The following is a 20,294-nucleotide window of genomic DNA, read 5'->3' on the forward strand; positions in this document are numbered from 1 at the left end:
GCCGCCTCCAACCCTCGGGGTCCTGCGAAAAAACGTAGCGACGTGGCGCGGTCGTGCGCGAGCCTTCGCACGAGTGAGTCGCCGACTACCCACCGTGATGACGAGGAGCGTGCCGCCGATGGCCGGACGCCTGCGGGCCGTGATCTTCGACTGGCGGGGGACGCTCGTGCTCACGCCCACGTTCCGCGGGTGGGTGGCGGAGGCGTTGCGCCGGATCGGCCGCGGCACCGACCGGACCGCCGAGGTGATCGCGGCGCTGGACGTGACCGGGCTGGACGCGCCCGGCGTCGACGCGGACGCCGCGCTGCACCGGGAGACCTACTACGGGGCGTTCCGGGCGGCCGGGCTGGACCAGGAGCTGGCCGACTCGCTGTACGCGGTGGAGTCCGACCCGGCGTTCACCCCGTTCGCGGTGGACGCCGGGCCGACGTTGCGGGCGCTGCGGGAGGCCGGCGTGCGGATCGGGGTGCTCAGCGACATCCACTTCGACATCCGGCCCGCGTTCGCCGACCTGCCGGTCGACTCGTTCGTGCTGTCCTTCGAGCACGGCGTGGTGAAGCCCGACCCGGCGATCTTCCGCCTCGCGCTGCGCGAGCTCGACACCGCGCCCGAGGAGACGCTGATGGTCGGCGACCGCTCGACGCACGACGGCGCGGGCGTCGAGGTCGGCCTGCCGACGTTGCTCGTGCCGCCGCTGCGGGACGTCGACGACGCCCGCCTGCACCTCGTCACGACCCTGCTCGCGTGATCGGGGCTCGCGATCAGGAGCCGAAGCGCTCCAGCGCGCGCATCTTGTTCGTGGCGTCCAACGCGGCCACCTTGTACGCCTCGGACAGCGTCGGGTAGTTGAAGACGGTGTCCACCAGGTAGTCCACCGTGCCGCCGCACGCCATGACCGCCTGCCCGATGTGGACGAGGTCGGTCGCGCCGGTGCCGAACAGGTGCACGCCGAGCAGCTTGCGGTCCACAGTGGACACCAGCAGCTTGAGCATGCCGTAGGCGTCGCCGACGATCGAGCCGCGCGCCAGCTCGCGGTACCGCGCCAGCCCCACCTCGTACGGCACGGCGGACGACGTCAGCTCGGCCTCCGTGGCGCCGCAGTAGGAGATCTCCGGGATGGTGTAGATCCCGATCGGCTGCAACGAGGACAGCTCGCGCGCCTGCTCGCCGAACGCGTGGTAGGCGGCGAGGCGGCCCTGGTCCATCGACGTGGCGGCCAGCGCCGGGAAGCCGATCACGTCGCCGACCGCGTAGATGTGCTCGACGGGCGTGCGGTAGTGCTCGTCCACGGTCAGCCGGCCGCGGTGGTCCGCTTCGAGGCCCGCCTTGTCCAGGTCGAGCGCCTCGGTGTTGCCCTGCCTGCCCGCCGAGTACATCACCGCGGCGGCGGGGATGCGCTTGCCGCTGGCCAGCGTGGTGACCGTGCCGGAGTCGGACACGTCGACGTTGACGACCTTCTCGCCGAACCGGAACGTCACCGCCAGGTCGCGCAGGTGGAACTTCAGCGACTCCACGATCTCCGGGTCGCAGAAGTCGAGCATCCGGTCGCGCTGCTCGACCACCGTGACCCGGCTGCCCAGCGCGGCGAACATCGACGCGTACTCGATGCCGATCACGCCCGCGCCCACCACGACCAGGGACGACGGGATCTCCTCCAGCGCCAGCACCTCGTCGGAGTCCAGCACCCGGATCTCGTCGAAGTCCACCTGGTCCGGTCGGGCGGGACGGGTGCCGGTGGCGATCACGACGTGCCCGGCGGTGATCAGGTGGTGCTCGCCGCGGTGCCCGCCGTCCACCGCGACCGTGTGCGGGTCGACGAACCGGGCGGTGCCGGTGAGCAGGTCGACCTGGTTGCGGTGCAGCTGCGCGCGCACGACCTGGACCTCGCGGCCGATCACGTGCTGCGCGCGGGAGAGCAGGTCGCTGATCGTGATGTCCTGCTTCACGCGGTAGCTCGCGCCGTACAGGTCGCGCTGGCTCAGGCCGGTCAGGTACATCACGGCCTCGCGCAACGTCTTCGACGGGATGGTGCCGGTGTTCACGCACACGCCGCCCACCATGTCGGCGCGGTCGACGATCGCGACCCGCTTGCCGAGCTTGGCGCCCGCGATGGCGGCCTTCTGCCCGCCCGGGCCCGAGCCGATCACCAACAGGTCGTAGTCGTACTCGCGTGCGCCCGCAGCAGTCATACGCCGAAGCGTCGCACACACCGCCGCTCCGCGGTGGCGGCTCCGCGGACGTGCTCACCCGTGTCGGCGATCCGGCAGGCGTCGGCGGCGCTCCCGGGGAAGCCGGCACCCGTCAGGTGCGCGCCGCCCGACCCGAGTAGGTCAGCGGGAACACGAGGTCCTTGCACGCGCCCGGCACGTCGTGCGCGATCCGCACGACCATCTCCACCTCGACCTCGCCCGCCGGCGGGATGGTGACCGGCTCGGCCATCGGCACCACGGTCAGCACGCCGGACGGGCAGTCCGGCACCCGGTTGCGCGCGGCGTCCAACGGCTGGCCCGGCTCGGCCTCCAGCGTCAGCACCACGATGTCCACGGTGTTCGGGTTCGACAGCCGCACCAGGCGGAAGCCCTCGCTGCCCGGCGTCAACTCGACCGCGCCGCCGGAGACGTCGTTGATCTCGAAGGGCTCCAGGTTCGACACCTCGCCGCCGCTCACCGAGTACGCCATCGCGGGCAGTTCGGGTTCGGGCCAGGTCAGGTGCATGGCAGCCACCACGGCGGCACCCACGCCGAGGATGGTCATGGCGACGGCGACTTCCATCCGCGGGCCCAAGCTGCGCATGAGGCAACCTCACTCGATTGCTGCTCCAGGCGGTGGGTTCGCCGCTAGCTCCCCGTCGGACCGGCGACCAGACTCGCCCGGCGGTTCATCGCTTCGCCCCTCGGCCCAGCGGGCCGCGAAGCCAATCTTGGAGAACGTTCAACCTGTGCGCAAGGACCTGGCCGACCCGGAAAGACAGGCCTTTGGACCTCTTGACACGTCACGCGACCGCGCGTGAACTGCACGTTCTCCGGTATCCGCCACCGGGTGATTCACCCGCGCGGCGTAGTCCCGGACCCGCAGTGGTGCGGATCCGGGACACCCGCGTCAGCTTCTCAGCACGGCGCCGAAGCGCTCCGCCGCGGCGGCCACGGCCGCGTCACGCGCCGCCGTCGCCTCCTCCACGGTCAACGTGCGGTCCGGCGCGCGGAACCGCAGCGAGTACGCCAGCGACCGCTTGCCGTCGCCGACCTGGTCGCCGGTGTAGACGTCGAACAGCCGGATGTCCTCCAGCAACGCCCCACCGCCCGCGCGCAGCACCCGTGCCACCTGCTCGGCGGGCACGTCCACCGGCACGACCACGGCCACGTCCAGCAGCACCGGCGGGTACGCCGACACCACCGGCGCGGGCCGGTTGTCGCTCAACGGCAGCGCGTCGAGGTCCAGCTCCATCGCCACGGTCCGCTTCGGCAGCCCCAGCGCCTCCACGACCTTCGGGTGCAGCTCGCCCGCGTGACCCACGGGCCAGTCGCCGACGCGCAGCTCGGCGCACCGGCCGGGGTGCCACGGCGCGAGGTCGGAGGCGACCACGGTCAGCTCCACCCCGTAGGCCTGGCCGACCAGCCGCGCGGCCTGCACCGCGTCCGCCCAGTCCGCCTGCCTGCCCTTGCCCCACCAGCCCGCCCGCTCGCGGTGGCCCGCCAGCACGGCCGCCACGTGCACCGGCTGCTGCGGCAGCGCCGCCAGCAACGACGCCACCTGCGCGTCCGACGGCCGCTCGCCCACGCCCACCTGCGGCACCGGCACCTGCTGCGTGCGCGGCAACGTCACCTGGGCGATGGAGTAGAGCGCGATGTCCTTCTGGCCGCGCGCCAGGTTCCGCTGCACGGTCTCCAGCAGCCCCGGCACCAGCGTGGTCGCCAGCGCGTGCTTGTCCGACTCCAACGGGTTCAGCACGCTCACCGTGTTGCGGCGCACGTCGCCCTCGGGCAGGCCCAGCTCGTCGAACACCGACGGCGCGACGAACGGGAACGGCTTCACCTCGACGAACCCGTTCTCCGCCAACGCGCGCGACACCGTGCGGCGACGGCGCTGCTGCTCGGTCAACCCCCGGCCGGCGGGCGCGGGCGGCAGCGTGGACGGGATCGTGTCGTAGCCCTCCAGCCGCAGCACCTCCTCCACCAGGTCCGCGGGCTGGGTCAGGTCCGCGCGCCACGTCGGCGGGACCGCGGTGACCATGGTCGCGCCGTCGTCGCCCGTGGTGACCTCGACGAGGCAGCCGATCTGGCCGAGCCGGCGCGCGGTCACGCCGCGGGCGTAGTTCACGCCGGCGACCCGGTCGGGCAGGTTGATCGGCATCGACACCGGCAACGGCTGCGCGGGCGTGCCGACGTCGGTGCGGCCGGGCTTGATGCTGCCGTCGCCGAACATGTCCAGCAGCCGGGCCGCGCGCTCCAGCGCGACCGGCGCCAGCGCCGGGTCCACCGTGCGCTCGAACCGCTTCGCCGCCTCGCTGGGCAGCTTGTGCCTGCGCACCGTGCGCGCGATGGACGCCGGGTCCCAGTTCGCCGCTTCCAGCAGGATGTCCGAGCTGGTCGTGGACACCTCGGTGCTCGCGCCGCCCATCACGCCGGCCAGCGAGATCACGCCGGTGTCGTCGGCGATCACGATGTCGTCCGGGTCCAGGACGCGGACCTGCTCGTCCAGCGTGGTCAGCTTCTCGCCGGCCGCCGCGCGCCGCACCACCAGGCCGCCCTTGACCGACTGCGCGTCGAACGCGTGCAGCGGCTGGCCCAGTTCCAGCATCACGTAGTTGGTGACGTCCACCGGCAGGGAGATCGACCGGATGCCCGCCAGCATCAGCCGCCGGCGCATCCACCACGGCGTCGGCGCGGTCGGGTCCACCCCGCTGACGCGGCGGGCCACGAACCGGGGGCACGCGCGCTCGTCCTCGATGGTGACCGGCAGGACCTCGCCCTCGCCCTCGGGCACCTCGGCCGTGCCGGGGTCGCGGTAGGGAACGTCGAACGCGCACGCGATCTCGCGGGCCAGGCCGCGCACGGAGAACGCGTAGCCGCGGTCCGGCGTCGGCGCGACCTCGATCACCGTGTCGCCCAGGCCGAGCAGCTCCAGGGCGTCGTCACCGGGCTGCGCGGTGCCGCTGGGCAGCACCATGATCCCCGCGTGGTCGTCGCCGAGGCCCAGCTCGCGGGCCGAGCAGATCATGCCGTTGCTGGTCTTGCCGTAGGTCTTGCGCGCCGAGATGGTGAAGTCGCCGGGCAGCACCGCGCCGGGCAGCGCCACCACGACGGTGTCGCCCTCCTGGAAGTTCGACGCGCCGCAGACGATGCCGTTGATCTGGTCCGGGCCGACCTCGACCTGGCAGTAGCGGATCGGCTTCTTGAACTCGGTCAGCTCCTCGATCTCCACCACGCGACCCGCGACGAGCGGGCCGGTGACCGAGTCGAGCTTGTGGACGTCCTCGACCTCGATGCCGATCCGGACGAACGCCTCGGCGAGCTGCTCGGGCGTGGGCGTCTCGGCGAACTCGAGGTTCTCGACCAGCCAGGTAACCGGAATGCGCACCGGTCAGGCCTCCGTTCCGAATGGCTGGGTGAAGCGGACATCGCCTTCGACCATGTCCCGCATGTCGGGCAGGCCGTTGCGGAACTGCAGCGTGCGCTCCAGGCCCATGCCGAACGCGAACCCCGAGTACACGTCGGGGTCGACGCCGCAGTTGCGCAGCACGTTGGGGTTGACCATGCCGCAGCCGCCCCACTCGACCCAGCCGGCGCCGCCCTTGCGCTCCGGGAACCAGACGTCCACCTCGGCGGACGGCTCGGTGAACGGGAAGAAGCTGGGCCGCAGGCGGGTCTTGGAGTCCTCGCCGAACATGGCGCGGGCGAACGCGTCGAGCGTGCCCTTCAGGTGCGCCATGGTCAGGCCCTTGTCCACCGCCAGGCCTTCGACCTGGTGGAAGACGGGGGTGTGGGTGGCGTCCAGCTCGTCGGTGCGGAACGTGCGGCCGGGGCAGACCACGTACACGGGCAGCTCGCGGTCGAGCAGGGTGCGGGCCTGCACCGGGCTGGTGTGCGTGCGCAGGACCAGGCCGGAGTCGGCGGGCGCCACGTAGAACGTGTCCTGCATGGAGCGCGCCGGGTGGTCCTTGCCGAAGTTCAACGCGTCGAAGTTGAACCACTCCGTCTCCAGCTCCGGGCCCTCGGCGACCTCGTAGCCCATGGCCACGAAGACGTCGCCGATGCGCTCGGCGAGGGTGGAGATCGGGTGGCGGGCGCCGCGGGGCACGCGGTCCCACGGCAGCGTGACGTCGACCGTCTCCTCGCGCAGCACCCGGTCGTCGCGCTCGGCCTGCAGCCGGGCGCGGCGCTCCTCGAACGCGGCCTTGACCGCGTTCTGCGCCTCGTTCACCCGCTTGCCCGCCTCCGCCTTCGCGGCGGGTGGCAGCGCGCCGATCTCGCGGCGGGCCAGCAGGACCGGCGAGCGGTCGCCCAGGTGGCTCGGCTTCACGGCGGCGAGCTCGTCGAGGTCGGCCGCCTTCGCGAACGCCTCACGAGCCTGCTCGACCGCCGCGTCGAGCGCTTCCGGGGAGAGCGCCGCGACCTGCTTGGGGTCGTACGGGTCGTTGGCTCCGGACATGGTTGGTGGACAGCTCCCGTCACGGACAACTTGGTGGTCAGCCCTCCGCACGGCATGCGGAGCGGCGGGTCGATCCTAGGTGATCGGCCCCGACCGGCCTGCGGCACCGCCCGTTCGGGCCGTTCTCCGTGACGTCCATCCCGCGACCGAGTGATCGGAACGCGACGTCGTGAACCACCGGCGTGGCAATTCCGCCGTTTCGCCGAATGACGATGACGCCGTCACATGACCGACGGGCCCCTTGTCCGGCGCAGGCGTTCCGCTCGAATCGCCAGCCCTACGTCTGCGCATCCGGATTCGGCGGCGACTGCCGCGTGCGCATTCCATGGGCCGCTGCCGCGGCGAAGTCGTAGCCGCAACCCGCGCACGCCGTCGCACCGCGCTTGACCGAACGGCCGCAGACCGGGCAATCGCGCGTCTTACGCCGGGTGATCAGCCAGAGCACGCCTAGGATGACGTCCGCAGCGAGCCAGAATGCCACGATCAGGGACACGCCGATGCCCGTGCCCACGGCCCTGGCCGCGTCACACGCCTCTTGGTCGAGGCCCTCGCACGGGGTGTCGGCGCTCCCACTCACACCCGCGATGATCCAGATCAGGAACAAGAGGTTGATCGCGAGGATGAACCACGTGAAGAAACGAAATCGCGGAAACCGCATGACAGCCCTCTCGGAGCAGCGCCCACCACCCGACCGGGCGCTCCAATAGGTCCATTTGGAGTATGAACCTCGAAATCACGCGGCGTAAGCCCGGGCGACGACTCGTCCGGCAGGACGGACCGCGTCACACCGAGCAGGGTCGACCGACCACCCGCTGTGTCCGCCACGCACCGGCGGCTCGGACGGCCGGGCGTGCGGCCGACCGGCTCTTCGGTTCCGGGAATTGTCGGTGGGGCGTGGCAGTCTCTACCGCGCGAGCAGGACCCCGGCGGGCGATCAGCGGAAAACCGGGTCACAAGCCGCCGGCACGCCCTTAGAATCGTCCCTCCCCCGTGACCTGACCCGAGGTGAACTCCACTCCCATGGCACACACCTTCGGTGTCGACCTGCGCGGGATCATCGACCTGCTCAGCCACCACCTCTACAGCAGCCCCCGCGTGTACGCGCGCGAGCTCCTGCAGAACGCGGTGGACGCGATCACCGCCCGCCGCGCGCTGCAACCGGACGCGCCGGGCGAGGTCGTGATCGAGCCGGTCGGGTCCTCCGGCGGCACCCTCCGCATCACCGACACCGGCATCGGCCTGACCGAGCGCGAGGTGCACGACCTGCTGTCCACGCTCGGCCGCACGTCCAAGCGCGACGACCTGGGCTTCGCCCGCCAGGGCTTCCTCGGCCAGTTCGGCGTCGGCCTGCTGTCGGCGTTCCTGGTCGCCGAGCGCATCCGGCTCGTCAGCCGCTCGGTCAAGGGCGGGCCGGCCGTGCGGTGGACGGCCGACGCGGCGGGCAACTACGAGGTGGAGGTCGTCGGCGGAGCCGACAATCCGACTTCAGCCGACGCCGCCGACCTCGACATTCCGGTCGGCACCACCATCGAGCTGGTGCCGCACCGCGACTCCGAGCACTGGCTCGAGCACGACGTGGTCAAGGCGCTCGTCACCGAGTACGGCGCACTCCTGCCGGTGACGGTCCGCGTCGGTGACGAGGTCGTCACCCACGGCGAGCTGCCGTGGGTCGAGGACGCCCTGGCCTACGGCGAGAAGGTGCTGGGCGTCCAGCCGTTCGACGCGATCCCGGTCGAGGTCCCGACCGTCGGTCTCAAGGGCGTCGCCTACGTGCTGCCGCGCGGCGTGCACCCCGGCGCCCGCCAGTCGCACCGCGTGTACCTCAAGCGGATGCTCGTCGGCGACTCCATCGAAGGCCTGCTGCCGGAGTGGGCGTACTTCGTGCGCTGCGTGGTCGACTCGACGTCGCTGCGGCCCACCGCGAGCCGCGAGTCGCTCTACCAGGACGAGACGCTGCTCGCCGTGCGCGAGGAGCTGGGCCGCCAGGTCCGCGACTGGCTGGTCCGGCTCGACGCGACCGACCCCGACCGCACCCGGGCCCTGCTCGACGCGCACCACCTGGGCATCAAGTCGCTGGCCAGGGTGGACGACGAGATGCTGCGGCTGGTCGAGCGGTGGCTGCCGTTCGAGACCACCGACGGCCCGCAGTCGCTGCGCCAGTTCCGCCGCAAGCACGGCGTCATCGCGCACGTGCCGGACGTGGACGAGTTCCGCCAGCTCGCGCCGGTCGCGCACGCGCAGGGCATGGGCCTGGTCAACGCGGGCTACGCCTACGACGCGGAGATCATGGAACGGCTGGTCGCCCTGGACGGCCCCACCGCCGCGCGCCGGGTCGCGCCGAGCGAGGTGCTGGCCGCGTTGGGCGACCCGGACGCCGAACTGGAGCGCGCGTTGCGCGAGCGGCTCACCTCGGCCAAGGACGTGCTGGAACGGCACGACTGCGAGGCCGTGCCGCGGGACTTCGACCCGGGCTCGCTGCCCGCGCTGCTGGTCACGAACGTGGAAGCGGAGCGCAAGCGGGACGCGCAGCAGGTCGGCGAGCAGGCCGACCCGCTGTGGGCGGAGCTGCTGGGCAGCCTGGTCGAGTCGACGTCGGACGCGGCGCAGCGGCTCGTGCTCAACTGCCGCAACCCGCTGGTGCGGCGGCTGGCGCAGCTGACCGACCCGGCGCTGGTGGAGCTGACCGTGGAGTCGCTGTACGTGCACGCACTGCTGCAGGCACGGCGTCCGATGCGCCCGAAGGACACCGCGGCGCTGAACCGCTCGTTCCTGGAACTGCTGGACCGCGCTGTGGGGGATCACCTGTGAACGAGGAGAAGGAAGCCGCCGAGCGGCAGTTCGTCGAGGCCTACCACATGCCGGAGGGCATGGCGCGGCACGAGGCGCTGGAGCGCGCGGCCCGTGCCGCGGACGCGCTCGACCACCTGCCGCTGGCCGTGAGCTGTCGGATCGCCCTGATCCGCTCGGCCTACGACCTCGGCCGCTACGACCTGATGCTGGCCCCGTTCGCCTGGTGCGGCACGGCCGAGCAGCGCGACCCCACGGCGTTCGACGAGTGGGAGACGCACAGCTACGACTGGGCGCACAAGTGGATCGTCAGCGGCCTGATCGCGGACCCGCGGTTCACGCTGGCGCAGATCGGGTCGTTCGTCGACCAGCTCGCCGAGCGCTACCAGCGGCTCGGGTACTCGATGCAGCCGGTGCACGGCGCGCGGGCCGACCTGGCCGCGCACGTCGGCGACGACGAGGCTTACCGGGAGCACTTCGCGAAGTACCTGGCGATGGACCGGGGCCCGATGAGCGACTGCGAGGCGTGCGTCGTCGAGGAGCAGGCCGGGCACCTGATCCGGCAGGGCAGGCACGCCGAGGCCGTCGCGCACGCCGAGCACCAGCTGGAGCAGGACACCGGCTGCGCCACCCAGCCGCAGGGCATCCTGACCACGTTGACGCCCGCGTTCGTGGCGCTCGGCGACGTGGACCGGGCCCGGCAGGCGCACGTCGTGGCGTACCGGCTGGTGCGCGACGACCTGGTCGGCGGCTACCTGGACGACCACCTGGAGTTCTGCGCGACGTCGGGCAACGTGCGGCGCGGCGTGGAGCTGCTGCGCGGCCACCTGCACCGGGTGCACCACTCCACCAGCCCGTCACGGGCCATGCACTTCGCCGCGGGCGCGGCGCTGCTGCTCAGCCGGGTGTCGGCGGACGAGGAGTTCGCCGTGCCGCGGGACGGGCGGACGACCGTGCTGACCGCGCCGGAGCTGCGCGAGCTGCTCCAGGCGCAGGCGCTGGAGATCGCGGCCAGGTTCGACGCGCGCAACGGCAGTGACGCGGTGAGCACCCGCATCCGGCGGACGCTGGCCGCGCCGGACACGATCCCCGTGGCGCTGGCCGTGCCGATCCCGTCCACGCCCGCTCCGGTCGTGGACGAGGAAGACCCGGTGACGGTCGCCGACCCGGTGGAGCTGGCGCAACAGCTGTGCGACGCGTTCGACAGCGGCGAGTTCATCACCGGCATGCGGCTGCTGAGGTCGTTGCCGGAGGACATGGACCCGTTGCTGCCCGAGTCCCTGGGCGCGCTGGTCGCGGCGCGGCGGGCGATCGTGAGCGCGCACGTGCGGCCGAAGGCGGAGGTGCTGGTCGAGCTGGACGCGGCGGTCGAGCGGCTGGTCACGTGCGGCGAGCACGACCTGGCCAACCGGTTCCGGGCGCGGGGCGCGGGGTTGCGCGTCGAGGACGACGGGCCGGCCGCGTCCATCGCGGTGGCGCGCACGTGCCTGGCCGAGGCGGAGGTCGCGGGCACCCCGTACACGCGGGTGCTGACCAGGCTGCTGCTGGCGGACCTGCTGGCGGACGAGGACGAGACCGACGAGCTGGACGCGTTGACCGCCGAGGCGTTGGAGCTGGCCCGGGCCGAGGTCCCGGAGCTGGTGGCGCGGGCGCGCTGCGACCGGGCCCAGCACCTGGCCACCACGGGTCACCTGGACGAGGCGCACGCCGAGGTCGTGGCCGTGCTGGCGGACGCGCCGTCGTCCTCGGTGCGGTTCGACGCGCTGCGCCTGCAGCTGAAGATCCGGACCGTGCGCGGTGAGGAGGACGCGGTGCGCGTCGCCGCCGAGTTCGTCGGCGCGTTCAGCACGCCGCGCGGACCGTGGACGGCCGAGACGCACCGGCAGCGGGTGGCGTCGATCGAACGGCTGGGGCTGGAGGCCGAGCACCTGGTGGAACTGCGTGACGCGGTCGCCATCGGGCACGAGGTCGGCGTGCCGGACGACGTGGCGAAGGCGTGCTACGCGCTGGCCGGCGGCTACCTGAAGGCGGGCCGATTCGTCGAGGCCGCCGAAGCCCTGGAAGAGGCCGTGCGCGTGATCGACGGCGGTGAGGTGGACCCGGACGTCATCGTCCCCGTCCGCTACCGCCTGGGTCAGGTGTGCGCCCGGCTGGACGAGACCGAGGCCGCCCGTCGGCACCTGGAAGTCGCCCTGGGCCTGGTGCCGGCCGACGAGCCGTGGCGGCGTGCCATGGTCCTGGACGTCCTGGCGGGAGTCCTGCGCCGCCTCGACCTGCCGCTGGAAGCCGCGTCCGCCTACCAGGGCGCCGCGGCGGCGTGGCAGGAGGTGTCGGAACCGGCCGAGGCCGCGGGCTCCCTGGTCGAAGCCGCCGCCGCGCTGCCGAACGAAGAGGCCGCCGAGTGCGCGACCACCCTGACCGCGGCGGAACAACTCCTGCCCGCCGTGGAGGACCCCGACCACCGCACCCACCTGACCGCGCGCATCGCCGCGATCCGGGCGTTCCTGCACGTCCAGGCTGGCGAACACGCGGCGGCGATCGAGCAGAACGGCATCGCCGAAGAACTGGCCGCCCAGCTGGGTGACCTGGACTGGCAGACGTTCCTGGTGGCGCGCGGTGCCAGGTTCCTCCTGGAATCGGGCGACCCGACCAACGCGGAAGCCGAAGCCCGCCGCGCGGGGACCCTGATCACCGACGAGACGCCGCCGCAGATCCTCGGCGACATCGCGAACGTGCTCGAAGAAGCCCTCCGAACCCAGTCCAAGCCGACCTCGCGCGACCCCCTGCTCCGCACCCTGACCAGCCGCCTGGACACCTGACAATCCGGCGTGCTGACCATCAAACCCGCTGGTCAGCACGCCGCCACCGCCGAAGGACGGATGTCAAGCATGATCACCAGATCGAGCGAAACACCGTCCCGGCGAGAACCAAATCGAACTCGTGCGTCGCCTAGAACAAGAAAGGAGGCCGGCCAAGGCACCAGCACCACGTGCCCCACCCCACCCGCCACCGACCCTCACCACCAGGCCGCACAAGCCCCGAGAAAAGCCCCCAGCAGACAGACCCCGCCGAGCCACGAGCTATCAGACCCGCTGAGCGCGAGCCGAAGCGTAAAGGCACACCGCCGCGGCAGTCGCGAGGTTGAGGCTCTCGGCCCCGCCGTAGATCGGCACCTTCAGCGAAGCGTCCAAGCCCGCCACGACCTCATCCGGCAACCCGTGCGCCTCGCTGCCGAACACCCACCCCGTGGGCGCCGCGAGATCACCGCGCAAGTCGGCCGTCACCAGGTCCTCCGGCGCGTACCCGTCCGCCGCGACCAGCCGCAGCCCCGCCTCCCGGCACGCCGCGAACGCCGCACCCGCGTCCCGCACCCGCGCGATCGGCAGGTGGAACACGCTGCCCGTGGACGCGCGCACGCACTTGCCGTTGTGCGGGTCGACCGTGTCGCCCGCGAAGATCACCGCGTCCGCGCCCGCCGCGTCCGCGACGCGCACCACCGTGCCCGCGTTGCCGGGATCCGCCACGCCGTGCAGCACGGCCACCAGCCGGACGCCCGGCGCGAGCGCCTCCGCCACCGGCACGTCCACCAACGAGCACAAGGCAACGATGCCCTGCGGCGTCACGGTCTCCGACAGCGCCGCGGCGGCCTTGTCGGTCACGGCGCTGACCGGCACACCGGCGTCGACCGCGGCATCCACCAGCGGACGGTTGCGGGTGGTGGCGTCGGCGGTCACGAAGAGTTCGTGCACCCGGCCGCGCCCGGCTGCCGCCCAGGCCAGGGCCTCGCGCACGGCCTGCGCACCCTCGGCGAGGAACCGTTCGGCGCGGTCGCGGCCGGAACGCCTGGTCAGCCGCCTAGCGGCAACGACCCGGGGAGTCCGTTCGGTGAACGGAGCTTCCCCGGGTCGTGGTGCGCGATCGTCCGCGCTCAGGCCTTGTCCTCGACGGGCGCGTTGACGTCGCTCGGCAGAGCGGCGCGAGCGGCCTCGACCAGCGCGGTGAACGCGCCGGGGTCGCTGACGGCCAGCTCGGCGAGGATCTTGCGGTCCACCTCGATGCCGGCGAGCCGCAGGCCCTGGATGAAGCGGTTGTACGTCATGCCGTTGGCGCGGACACCGGCGTTGATGCGCTGGATCCACAGCTTCCGGAAGTCACCCTTGCGGGCGCGGCGGTCCCGGTAGGCGTAGTTGAGCGAGTGGAGCACCTGCTCCTTGGCCTTGCGGTACAGCCTCGAACGCTGGCCGCGGTAGCCGCTGGCGAGCTCAAGGGTGGTACGGCGCTTCTTCTGGGCGTTCACTGCCCTTTTGACGCGTGCCACGGGTCCATCCTGTCGATCTCGTGGGGCCGGTGGGGGCCGACCCCGGTGTTCAAGGGGGTGAAGGTCTTAGGCCTCGGAGGCTCGGACGGCCTCGGACGTTCAGAGGCCGAGCAGCTTCTTCAGCCGTGGCACGTCGTTCTTCGCGACCTCGGTCGTGCCGGCGAGACGGCGCGTCAGCTTGCTGGACTTCTTCTCCAGCAGGTGGCGCTTGCCGGCCTTCTCGCGGACGAGCTTGCCGCTGCCGGTGACCTTCACGCGCTTGGAGGTCCCGCTGTGGCTCTTGTTCTTGGGCATTTCCGTCCTCAGTCTCGTGCAGCCACCGGGGATGGGGGCGGCCATGCTTGCTCCCGGCCCGGAGGCCGGGAGATCACTCTTCGACAGACTCGTCCGTCGCCTCGTCGGCGCCGTCGTTCTTGATCGGACGGGTCTTCGTGGTCTTGTGCGGCGCCAACACCATGATCATGTTGCGGCCGTCCTGCTTCGGGTTCGACTCGACGAACCCCAGCTCGGCGACGTCCTCGGCGAGCCTCTGCAGCAGTCGGTAACCCAGTTCCGGCCGGGACTGCTCACGGCCGCGGAACATGATGGTCACCTTGACCTTGTTCCCGTGCGACAGGAAGCGGGCCACGTGGCCCTTCTTCGTCAGGTAGTCGTGCGGGTCGATCTTCGGCCGGAGCTTCTGCTCCTTGATGACCGTCAGCTGCTGGTTGCGGCGCGATTCACGGGCCTTCTGCGCGCTCTCGTACTTGAACTTGCCGTAGTCCATGAGCTTGCAGACCGGCGGCCGAGCCTGTGCGGCGACCTCGACGAGGTCGAGATCCGATTCCTGGGCGAGTCGGAGCGCGTCCTCGATGCGAACGATCCCGACCTGCTCGCCGTTCGGCCCGACCAGACGAACCTCGGGCACGCGGATGCGGTCGTTGATGCGCGGCTCGGTGCTCACCGGAGCACCTCGGTTCGAGGGACTTGTCATTCACGTCCTTTGTGACTCGTTGTGCGCCAAAGACAAGAGGCCCCACACCTGCCCGGTGTGAGGCCCGCTTCCTACCGATCGCACAACGAAGGGCGCAGTCGACCCTTCGATGGACCGGACCCGGCCACCTGCACGAAGCGGCAGACTCGGGTGGGAGCGGGGCTCCACTTGCCGTCCCCACACGTGTGGGGACTGGTCGCGCGGAGAATAGTAGCAGACGGCCTTGTCAACCCCCGAATCGGCGACCGGTCGGGGGCGGTTGCGAGAATGGCTCCCGTGACCGACCTGCCTTCGAACAACGTCCGCGACCTGTCCGATGTTCCCAGCGTCGAGGTGATCAGCAAGGCGGCGATCATGCTGCTCTCCTCCGCCGCCGAACGCCTCGGCCTGGCCGACGAGGACCCCGAGCACAGCCCCCGCCGCGACCTCGACGAGGCGCGCCGCCTGATCACCGCGCTGGCCGGCCTGGTCACCGCGTCCGCCGAGTACCTGGGCCCGCACGCCGGGCCGCTGCGGGAGGGGTTGCAGTCCGTGCAACGGGCGTTCCGCGAGGCCTCGGCGTACCCGGACGAGCCGGGCCAGGGCCCGGGCGAGAAGTACACCGGCCCCGTGTACTGAGCGTTGAACTCAGGTGTTCCGAACGTAGGACACACGGGTGCCGAAGGTTCGACACGCGGGACCTGGAGGTTCGACACGCGGGCGTGCCAGGGTCGGAGGGGTTCGCGCGAACTCCTGATCCTCGACCCTGCACGAGGGAGAACCCGACATGGGAGAGTTCCGCGCGCCCTGGATTCGATCAGACCGAGCGGTCGGTGTCGGTGCGGCGGTGGTGTTGGCGGCGGCGTTGGCCGTGACGCCCGCGCAGGCCGCCGAACCGCAGATCCGCGACGCCGGCGGCCCGACGGCCGTTCCGGGCAGCTACATCGTGGTGCTGGAGGACGGCGCCGGCACGGACGTGCTGGCCGCGAAGGTGGGCGCCCGCGTCACCCACCGCTACCGGTCGGCGCTGAACGGTTTCGCCGCCACCATGAGCGAACGGGCGGCGAAGCGGTTGGCGGCCGACCCGGAGGTGGCCTACGTCGCCCAGGACCAGCGGGTGGACGTCCTGGCCGACCAGCCGAACCCGCCGTCGTGGGGCCTGGACCGCGTCGACCAGCGCGACCTGCCCCTGAACGCGAACTACGGCTACGCGACCACGGCGGGCAACGTGCACGCCTACATCATCGACACCGGCATCCGCGCCACGCACGCGGACTTCGGCGGTCGGGCCACCTTCGACGCCAACACCACCGGTGACGGCAACAACACGGACTGCAACGGCCACGGCACGCACGTCGCGGGCACGGTCGGCGGCACGGCGCACGGTGTGGCGAAGGCCGTCCGGCTGCACGGCGTGAAGGTGCTCACGTGCTCCGGTTCGGGCACGATCGCGGGCGTCGTGGCGGGCGTGGACTGGGTCACGGCGAACGCGCAGAAGCCCGCCGTGGCGAACATGAGCCTCGGCGGCGGCGCGAACGACACGCTGGACGCGGCCGTGCGCCGGTCCATCGCGTCGGGCGTCACGTACGCCGTCGCGTCCGGCAACTCGAACGCCAACGCGTGCTCGTACTCCCCCGCCCGGGTGGCGGAGGCGATCACGGTCAACGCCTCGGACAGCTCCGACGCGAGGGCGACGTTCTCGAACTGGGGCACGTGCACGGACGTGTTCGCGCCGGGCGTGGGCATCACGTCGGCGTGGAGCACGGGCGACACCGCCACGAACACGATCAGCGGAACGTCGATGGCGTCGCCGCACGTGGCGGGCGCCGCCGCGCTGGTGCTGGCGGGCAGCCCGGGCGCGTCGCCGCAGCAGGTCCGGGACGCCTTGGTGTCCGCCGCGACGCCGAACAAGGTGGGCAACCCGGGCACGGGCTCGCCGAACGCGCTGCTGTTCACCGGTTCCGCGCCGCCGCCGCAGCCGGGCGCCGACACGCTGGTCCGGGGCGAGAGCCTCGGCGCGGGCCAGGCCAAGGTGTCCCAGGACGGCCGGTTCACGCTGGTCATGCAGGGTGACGGCAACCTGGTGCTGTACACGGCGGCCGGTCAGGCGCTGTGGCACACCAGCACGCACGGCACGGGCGCGGCCCGGGTGGTCCTCCAGCACGACGGCAACCTGGTGATCTACACGGCGGCCGGTCAGCCGGTGTGGCACACCAGCACGCACGGCACGGCGGCCGACCGGCTGATCGTGCAGAACGACTCGAACGTGGTCCTCTACGGCCCGACGGGCCAGGTCTTCTGGCACCGCCTGGCCTGATCGCGAGGTGACGCCGGGGTCGACGGAGGCCCCGGCGTCACGGTCGGACGCCGCTGGCCCGCAGCCGCCGGTCGGCCAGTGCCTTGATGGTCCCGGGGTCGCGGCGCCGCCAGCCCTCCACCGGGTCGCCGGGGAACGCCGCCAGGTCGCGCAGCGACAGCGTGGTCAACGCGTGGAGCGCGAGCAGGTCGAACCGCTCCTGGTCACGCAGCCGCCGCGCCACCGCGGCCCGTCGGGCGAACCGCAGCCGCAGCGGCAGCCACGTGATCAGCACGAACGCCAGCGGGATGGCGATGAGCGCGGTGGTGAGCCACAGCGCGGTGGACTCGACGGCCTGCACCTGGGCCTGGCCCGCGTCGGTCAGCGTGCCGCCCGCGGACCGGCCGCGTTCGAGCGCGTCGGCGAGCTTCCCGCCGACCAGCGGCACCTCGCGGGCCTTGGCGGCGGCGTCGCCGAACGTGTCGGCCAGGCTCTGCCCGGCCTGGGACAGGCCGTCGCCGGGCGCGCGCAACGCGCGGACCGCGTCGCCCACCGCCCTGGCGACGTCGACCCAGAACCACGTCCAGGCGACCGCGAGCAGGTCGGCGACCACTTGCCACACCAGCCGGGGCGGGCGATCCGCGTACCACTTCATGAGGTGTGGTCTTACCACGCGGGCGTTACGGGAAACCGACGTGACGGTCGTCGCCGCGACCGCGGGTCGGTGTCGCGGCCGGTGGCACTAATGTCGCAAGCGTGGGGATGACGTTCGGTGAGCTGCTGCGCGCACACCGGCTGCGGGTCCGGTTGACGCAGGAGGAGCTGGCGGAGGGTTCCGGGGTCAGCGTGCGGGCGATCAGCGACATGGAGCGCGGTCGCGCGAAGGGGCCCCAGCGGCGCACGGTGGAGGCGCTGGCCGGTGTGCTCTCGTTGGCGGAGCACGAGATCCGGGAGTTGCTGGACGCGGCCAAGGAGGGTCGGGCGCGGCGCGCGCCGTCGCCCGCGACGCCGTCGGCGCTGCCACCGGACGTGGCCGACCTGACGGGTCGCGAGGGCGAGCTGGCCGAGTTGGCGGCGGTGGCGGAGGGGACGCGGACGACGTCGTTGGTCGTGGTGCACGGTCCGCCGGGCGCGGGGAAGACGGCGTTGGCGGTGCGGGCGGCGTACCGGTTGGCGTCTCGTTTCGCGGACGGGTGCTTCTTCTTCAACCTGCGCGGGATGGACGTGCGGCCGGTGCACCCGTCGGAGGTCGTGCACCGGATGTTGTTGGCGCTGGGCGTGCCGGAGAAGGAGATCCCGGCGGGTGAGGCGGAGCGCTCGGACCTGTACCGGGCGCGGTTGCGGGAGCGGTCGACGTTGTTGGTGCTGGACAACGCGTCCGACGAGGCTCAGGTGCGGCCGTTGTTGGCGACGGGGTCGGGGTCGTTGGTGCTGGTGACGTCCCGGTTGGTGCTCGGCGGGTTGGAGGCGGGCCGTCGGCTGGGGTTGGACGTGCTGGACCCGGTCGAGTCGTTCGACCTGCTCGGCGCGATCGCCGGGCGGGCCAGGGTGGGCGCGGAGCCGGTGGCGACGGCGCGGGTGGCGAAGCTGTGCGGTCACCTGCCGCTGGCGCTGCGGATCGCGGGCAACCGGCTCGCGAGCCGTCCGAAGTGGACGATCGGGCACCTGGCCGGGCAGCTGGTGGACGAACGGCGGCGGTTGTCGGCGTTGACGGCGGGTGACCTCCAGGTGCGGACGGCGTTCGAGATGTCGTACCGGCAGCTCGGGGCGAAGGCGGCGGTGTTGTTCCGGCGGTTGTCGCTGGTGCCGGGCGCGGACTTCGGGCCGGACCTGGCCGCGGTGCTGGCCGATGTGGACCGGTTCGCGGCCGAGGACACGTTGGAGGAGTTGGTGGACATGAGCCTGCTGGACACCGCGGAGGTGCCCGGCCGGTACGTGTTCCACGACCTGATCCGGGTGTTCGCCGGTGAACGGCTGGTCGACGAGGAGCCGGCGCCGGTGGTGGCGCAGGGGTGGCGGCGGATGGCGGACTGGCTGCTGGGCACGGCGGTGACGGCGGCCGGGTTCTTCGGACCGGACGCGCGCACGACGCCGTCGGGGCCGTTGAGCAACCAGGAGGACGCGGACGCGTGGTTGACGGCGGAGGCCGCGAACTGGTTGGGCGCGCTGCGGTGGGCGGGCTCGAACGGGTTGCACGCGGAGGTGTTGCGGCTGGCCACGGCGATGCACTGGTACTCGGACCAGCGCGGGCGGGCCGAGACTTGGGTCGAGGTGTTCACCGCGGGGGTGGCGGCGGCGCGGGCGTTGGGCAGCGTGCGCGACGAGGCCGTGCAGCTGAACTTCCTGACGTGGACGCTGTCGGTGCTGATGCGCCGGTACCCGGAGGCGTTGGCGTTGTACGAGGAGGCGTGGCGCGCGTCGGTGGCGGCGGGTGACGTGACGGAGCAGGGCTGGGCCGTGCACTACCGGTCGGTGTCGGAGCTGCGGACCGGGCGGTTGGAGGAGGCGCAGGTCAGCGCGGTGCGGGCGCAGGAGCTGTTCCGGCAGGCGGGGTTCCCGCTGGGTGAGCAGATCTCGTTGTCGTGCTTGGGGTTGGTGCTCGACGGGTTGGCGCGGTACGAGGACGCGGTGCGGGTGCACCGGGAGCTGCTGGCGAACGTGCGGTCGGGGAAGCTGGACCTGGCGCCGGTGATGGCGAGCGAGATGTCGGCGACGCTGCTGGTGCGCACGGCGGACACGCTGGGCCGGTTGGAGCGGTGGCCGGAGGTGCTGGCGGCGGTGGACGAGGCGCTGGAGCTGCTGCGGGCGACGACCGCGCTCTCGAGCCTGTGCGACGCGCTGTACCTGCGGGGGTTGGCGCTGCGCGAGCTGGGTGACGCGGTGGGGGCGCGGGCCGAGCTGGTGCGGGCGGTGGCGGTGGCCGAGGAGCACGAGCACCCGCGCTTGGCGGTGGTGCTCGGCGCGTTGGCCGATGTCCACGAGGCCCTGGGCGACCCGGTCGAGGCTGGGGTGTCCCGCGACCGGGCCGCGGCCGTGGAGTCAGCCGATCGGTGATGCGTTCCTAGCCATCGCCGGGTCCTTCCCTGCCTGCGTGCTACTTGGGGGTGCACCCAGTCAATCGCCTGCACCATCCCGGCACCACGCAGAACAACCGGCAGAAGTACGTGCGTTCGCCCGTTCGGGCAACTGCCGGTGCGGTTGGCCGCCCATTCGGGCAAGTGCCGGTGGGACTGGCAGTGTGTCCAGCATGAGGGATGTCGACCCTGCCTGGTCACGGAAGCTCAGGAGCGCGG

At 72.2% G+C, this 20,294-nt stretch carries 16 protein-coding genes; 6 read left to right on the top strand and 10 right to left on the bottom strand.

Going from position 1 to position 20,294, the window contains the following annotated elements; all coding sequences use genetic code 11:
• Positions 1–118: 118 nt before the first annotated feature.
• The gene (locus LNK82_RS43050) at positions 119–748 is read left to right on the top strand and encodes an HAD family hydrolase (protein WP_230572587.1); all 630 of its coding nucleotides are present in this window, start codon (positions 119–121) and stop codon (positions 746–748) included.
• 13 nt (positions 749–761) lie between these two features.
• On the opposite strand, the gene sthA is transcribed toward LNK82_RS43050, so the two are convergent.
• The 5 genes from sthA to LNK82_RS43075 form a co-directional block, all read right to left on the bottom strand.
• Positions 762–2,189, bottom strand: coding sequence for a Si-specific NAD(P)(+) transhydrogenase (sthA, locus tag LNK82_RS43055; RefSeq protein WP_230572588.1), 1,428 nt, complete (start codon positions 2,187–2,189; stop codon positions 762–764).
• 112 nt (positions 2,190–2,301) lie between these two features.
• Positions 2,302–2,793, bottom strand: coding sequence for a hypothetical protein (locus LNK82_RS43060; protein WP_230572589.1), 492 nt, complete (start codon positions 2,791–2,793; stop codon positions 2,302–2,304).
• Positions 2,794–3,099: 306 nt separating this feature from the next.
• On the bottom strand, positions 3,100–5,577 hold the full coding sequence (pheT, locus tag LNK82_RS43065; RefSeq protein WP_230572590.1) for a phenylalanine--tRNA ligase subunit beta: 2,478 nt from the start codon (positions 5,575–5,577) through the stop codon (positions 3,100–3,102).
• 3 nt (positions 5,578–5,580) lie between these two features.
• Complete coding sequence (gene pheS / locus LNK82_RS43070) at positions 5,581–6,648, bottom strand: phenylalanine--tRNA ligase subunit alpha (RefSeq protein WP_230572591.1); 1,068 nt, start codon at positions 6,646–6,648, stop codon at positions 5,581–5,583.
• 277 nt (positions 6,649–6,925) lie between these two features.
• On the bottom strand, positions 6,926–7,306 hold the full coding sequence (locus LNK82_RS43075) for a hypothetical protein (RefSeq protein ID WP_230572592.1): 381 nt from the start codon (positions 7,304–7,306) through the stop codon (positions 6,926–6,928).
• 362 nt (positions 7,307–7,668) lie between these two features.
• On the opposite strand from LNK82_RS43075, the gene LNK82_RS43080 reads away from it, so the two are divergent.
• Positions 7,669–9,456: an HSP90 family protein gene (locus LNK82_RS43080; protein ID WP_230572593.1), complete on the top strand. Its 1,788-nt coding sequence runs from the start codon at positions 7,669–7,671 to the stop codon at positions 9,454–9,456.
• Positions 9,453–12,254, top strand: a complete 2,802-nt coding sequence (locus tag LNK82_RS43085) for a hypothetical protein (protein ID WP_230572594.1) — start codon at positions 9,453–9,455, stop codon at positions 12,252–12,254. Before LNK82_RS43080 ends, LNK82_RS43085 begins: the two co-directional genes overlap by 4 nt.
• Before the next feature lie 264 nt (positions 12,255–12,518).
• Here LNK82_RS43085 and LNK82_RS43090 read toward each other — a convergent pair whose 3' ends face one another.
• From LNK82_RS43090 to infC, 4 genes are all read right to left on the bottom strand, one after another.
• Positions 12,519–13,367, bottom strand: coding sequence for a TrmH family RNA methyltransferase (locus tag LNK82_RS43090; protein ID WP_230572645.1), 849 nt, complete (start codon positions 13,365–13,367; stop codon positions 12,519–12,521).
• Positions 13,364–13,753 carry a 50S ribosomal protein L20 gene (rplT, locus tag LNK82_RS43095; RefSeq protein WP_073892005.1) on the bottom strand — a complete coding sequence of 130 codons (390 nt, stop codon included), beginning with the start codon at positions 13,751–13,753 and terminating at the stop codon, positions 13,364–13,366. Before rplT ends, LNK82_RS43090 begins: the two co-directional genes overlap by 4 nt.
• A 99-nt stretch (positions 13,754–13,852) precedes the next feature.
• Positions 13,853–14,047: a 50S ribosomal protein L35 gene (gene rpmI, locus LNK82_RS43100; RefSeq protein WP_123746324.1), complete on the bottom strand. Its 195-nt coding sequence runs from the start codon at positions 14,045–14,047 to the stop codon at positions 13,853–13,855.
• A gap of 73 nt (positions 14,048–14,120) precedes the next feature.
• On the bottom strand, positions 14,121–14,726 hold the full coding sequence (infC, locus tag LNK82_RS43105) for a translation initiation factor IF-3 (protein ID WP_230572595.1): 606 nt from the start codon (positions 14,724–14,726) through the stop codon (positions 14,121–14,123).
• A gap of 267 nt (positions 14,727–14,993) precedes the next feature.
• Between infC and LNK82_RS43110 the strand changes: the two genes are divergently transcribed.
• The gene (locus LNK82_RS43110) at positions 14,994–15,344 is read left to right on the top strand and encodes a DUF1844 domain-containing protein (RefSeq protein ID WP_053722440.1); all 351 of its coding nucleotides are present in this window, start codon (positions 14,994–14,996) and stop codon (positions 15,342–15,344) included.
• Between the two features lie 148 nt (positions 15,345–15,492).
• Positions 15,493–17,022, top strand: coding sequence for a S8 family serine peptidase (locus LNK82_RS43115; RefSeq protein ID WP_230572596.1), 1,530 nt, complete (start codon positions 15,493–15,495; stop codon positions 17,020–17,022).
• 37 nt (positions 17,023–17,059) lie between these two features.
• Here the strand turns inward: LNK82_RS43115 and LNK82_RS43120 are convergent, their stop codons facing one another.
• Positions 17,060–17,656, bottom strand: coding sequence for a hypothetical protein (locus LNK82_RS43120; RefSeq protein WP_230572597.1), 597 nt, complete (start codon positions 17,654–17,656; stop codon positions 17,060–17,062).
• 107 nt (positions 17,657–17,763) lie between these two features.
• Here LNK82_RS43120 and LNK82_RS43125 point away from each other — a divergent pair, with 107 nt between their 5' ends.
• The gene (locus LNK82_RS43125) at positions 17,764–20,055 is read left to right on the top strand and encodes an ATP-binding protein (protein ID WP_230572646.1); all 2,292 of its coding nucleotides are present in this window, start codon (positions 17,764–17,766) and stop codon (positions 20,053–20,055) included.
• Positions 20,056–20,294 lie beyond the last annotated feature (239 nt).

The organism is Saccharothrix luteola (assembly GCF_020859565.1).
GTDB lineage: Bacteria > Actinomycetota > Actinomycetes > Mycobacteriales > Pseudonocardiaceae > Actinosynnema > Actinosynnema luteola.

Coding starts and splice junctions, on each gene's coding strand:
- sthA (WP_230572588.1), bottom strand. CDS start 2,189: ATGACTGCTGCGGGCGCACGCGAGTACGACTACGACCTGTTGGTGATC.
- pheS (WP_230572591.1), bottom strand. CDS start 6,648: ATGTCCGGAGCCAACGACCCGTACGACCCCAAGCAGGTCGCGGCGCTC.
- LNK82_RS43050 (WP_230572587.1), top strand. CDS start 119: ATGGCCGGACGCCTGCGGGCCGTGATCTTCGACTGGCGGGGGACGCTC.
- LNK82_RS43110 (WP_053722440.1), top strand. CDS start 14,994: ATGGCTCCCGTGACCGACCTGCCTTCGAACAACGTCCGCGACCTGTCC.
- LNK82_RS43060 (WP_230572589.1), bottom strand. CDS start 2,793: ATGCGCAGCTTGGGCCCGCGGATGGAAGTCGCCGTCGCCATGACCATC.
- infC (WP_230572595.1), bottom strand. CDS start 14,726: ATGACAAGTCCCTCGAACCGAGGTGCTCCGGTGAGCACCGAGCCGCGC.
- LNK82_RS43125 (WP_230572646.1), top strand. CDS start 17,764: ATGACGTTCGGTGAGCTGCTGCGCGCACACCGGCTGCGGGTCCGGTTG.
- LNK82_RS43115 (WP_230572596.1), top strand. CDS start 15,493: ATGGGAGAGTTCCGCGCGCCCTGGATTCGATCAGACCGAGCGGTCGGT.
- LNK82_RS43075 (WP_230572592.1), bottom strand. CDS start 7,306: ATGCGGTTTCCGCGATTTCGTTTCTTCACGTGGTTCATCCTCGCGATC.
- rpmI (WP_123746324.1), bottom strand. CDS start 14,047: ATGCCCAAGAACAAGAGCCACAGCGGGACCTCCAAGCGCGTGAAGGTC.
- LNK82_RS43120 (WP_230572597.1), bottom strand. CDS start 17,656: ATGAAGTGGTACGCGGATCGCCCGCCCCGGCTGGTGTGGCAAGTGGTC.
- LNK82_RS43080 (WP_230572593.1), top strand. CDS start 7,669: ATGGCACACACCTTCGGTGTCGACCTGCGCGGGATCATCGACCTGCTC.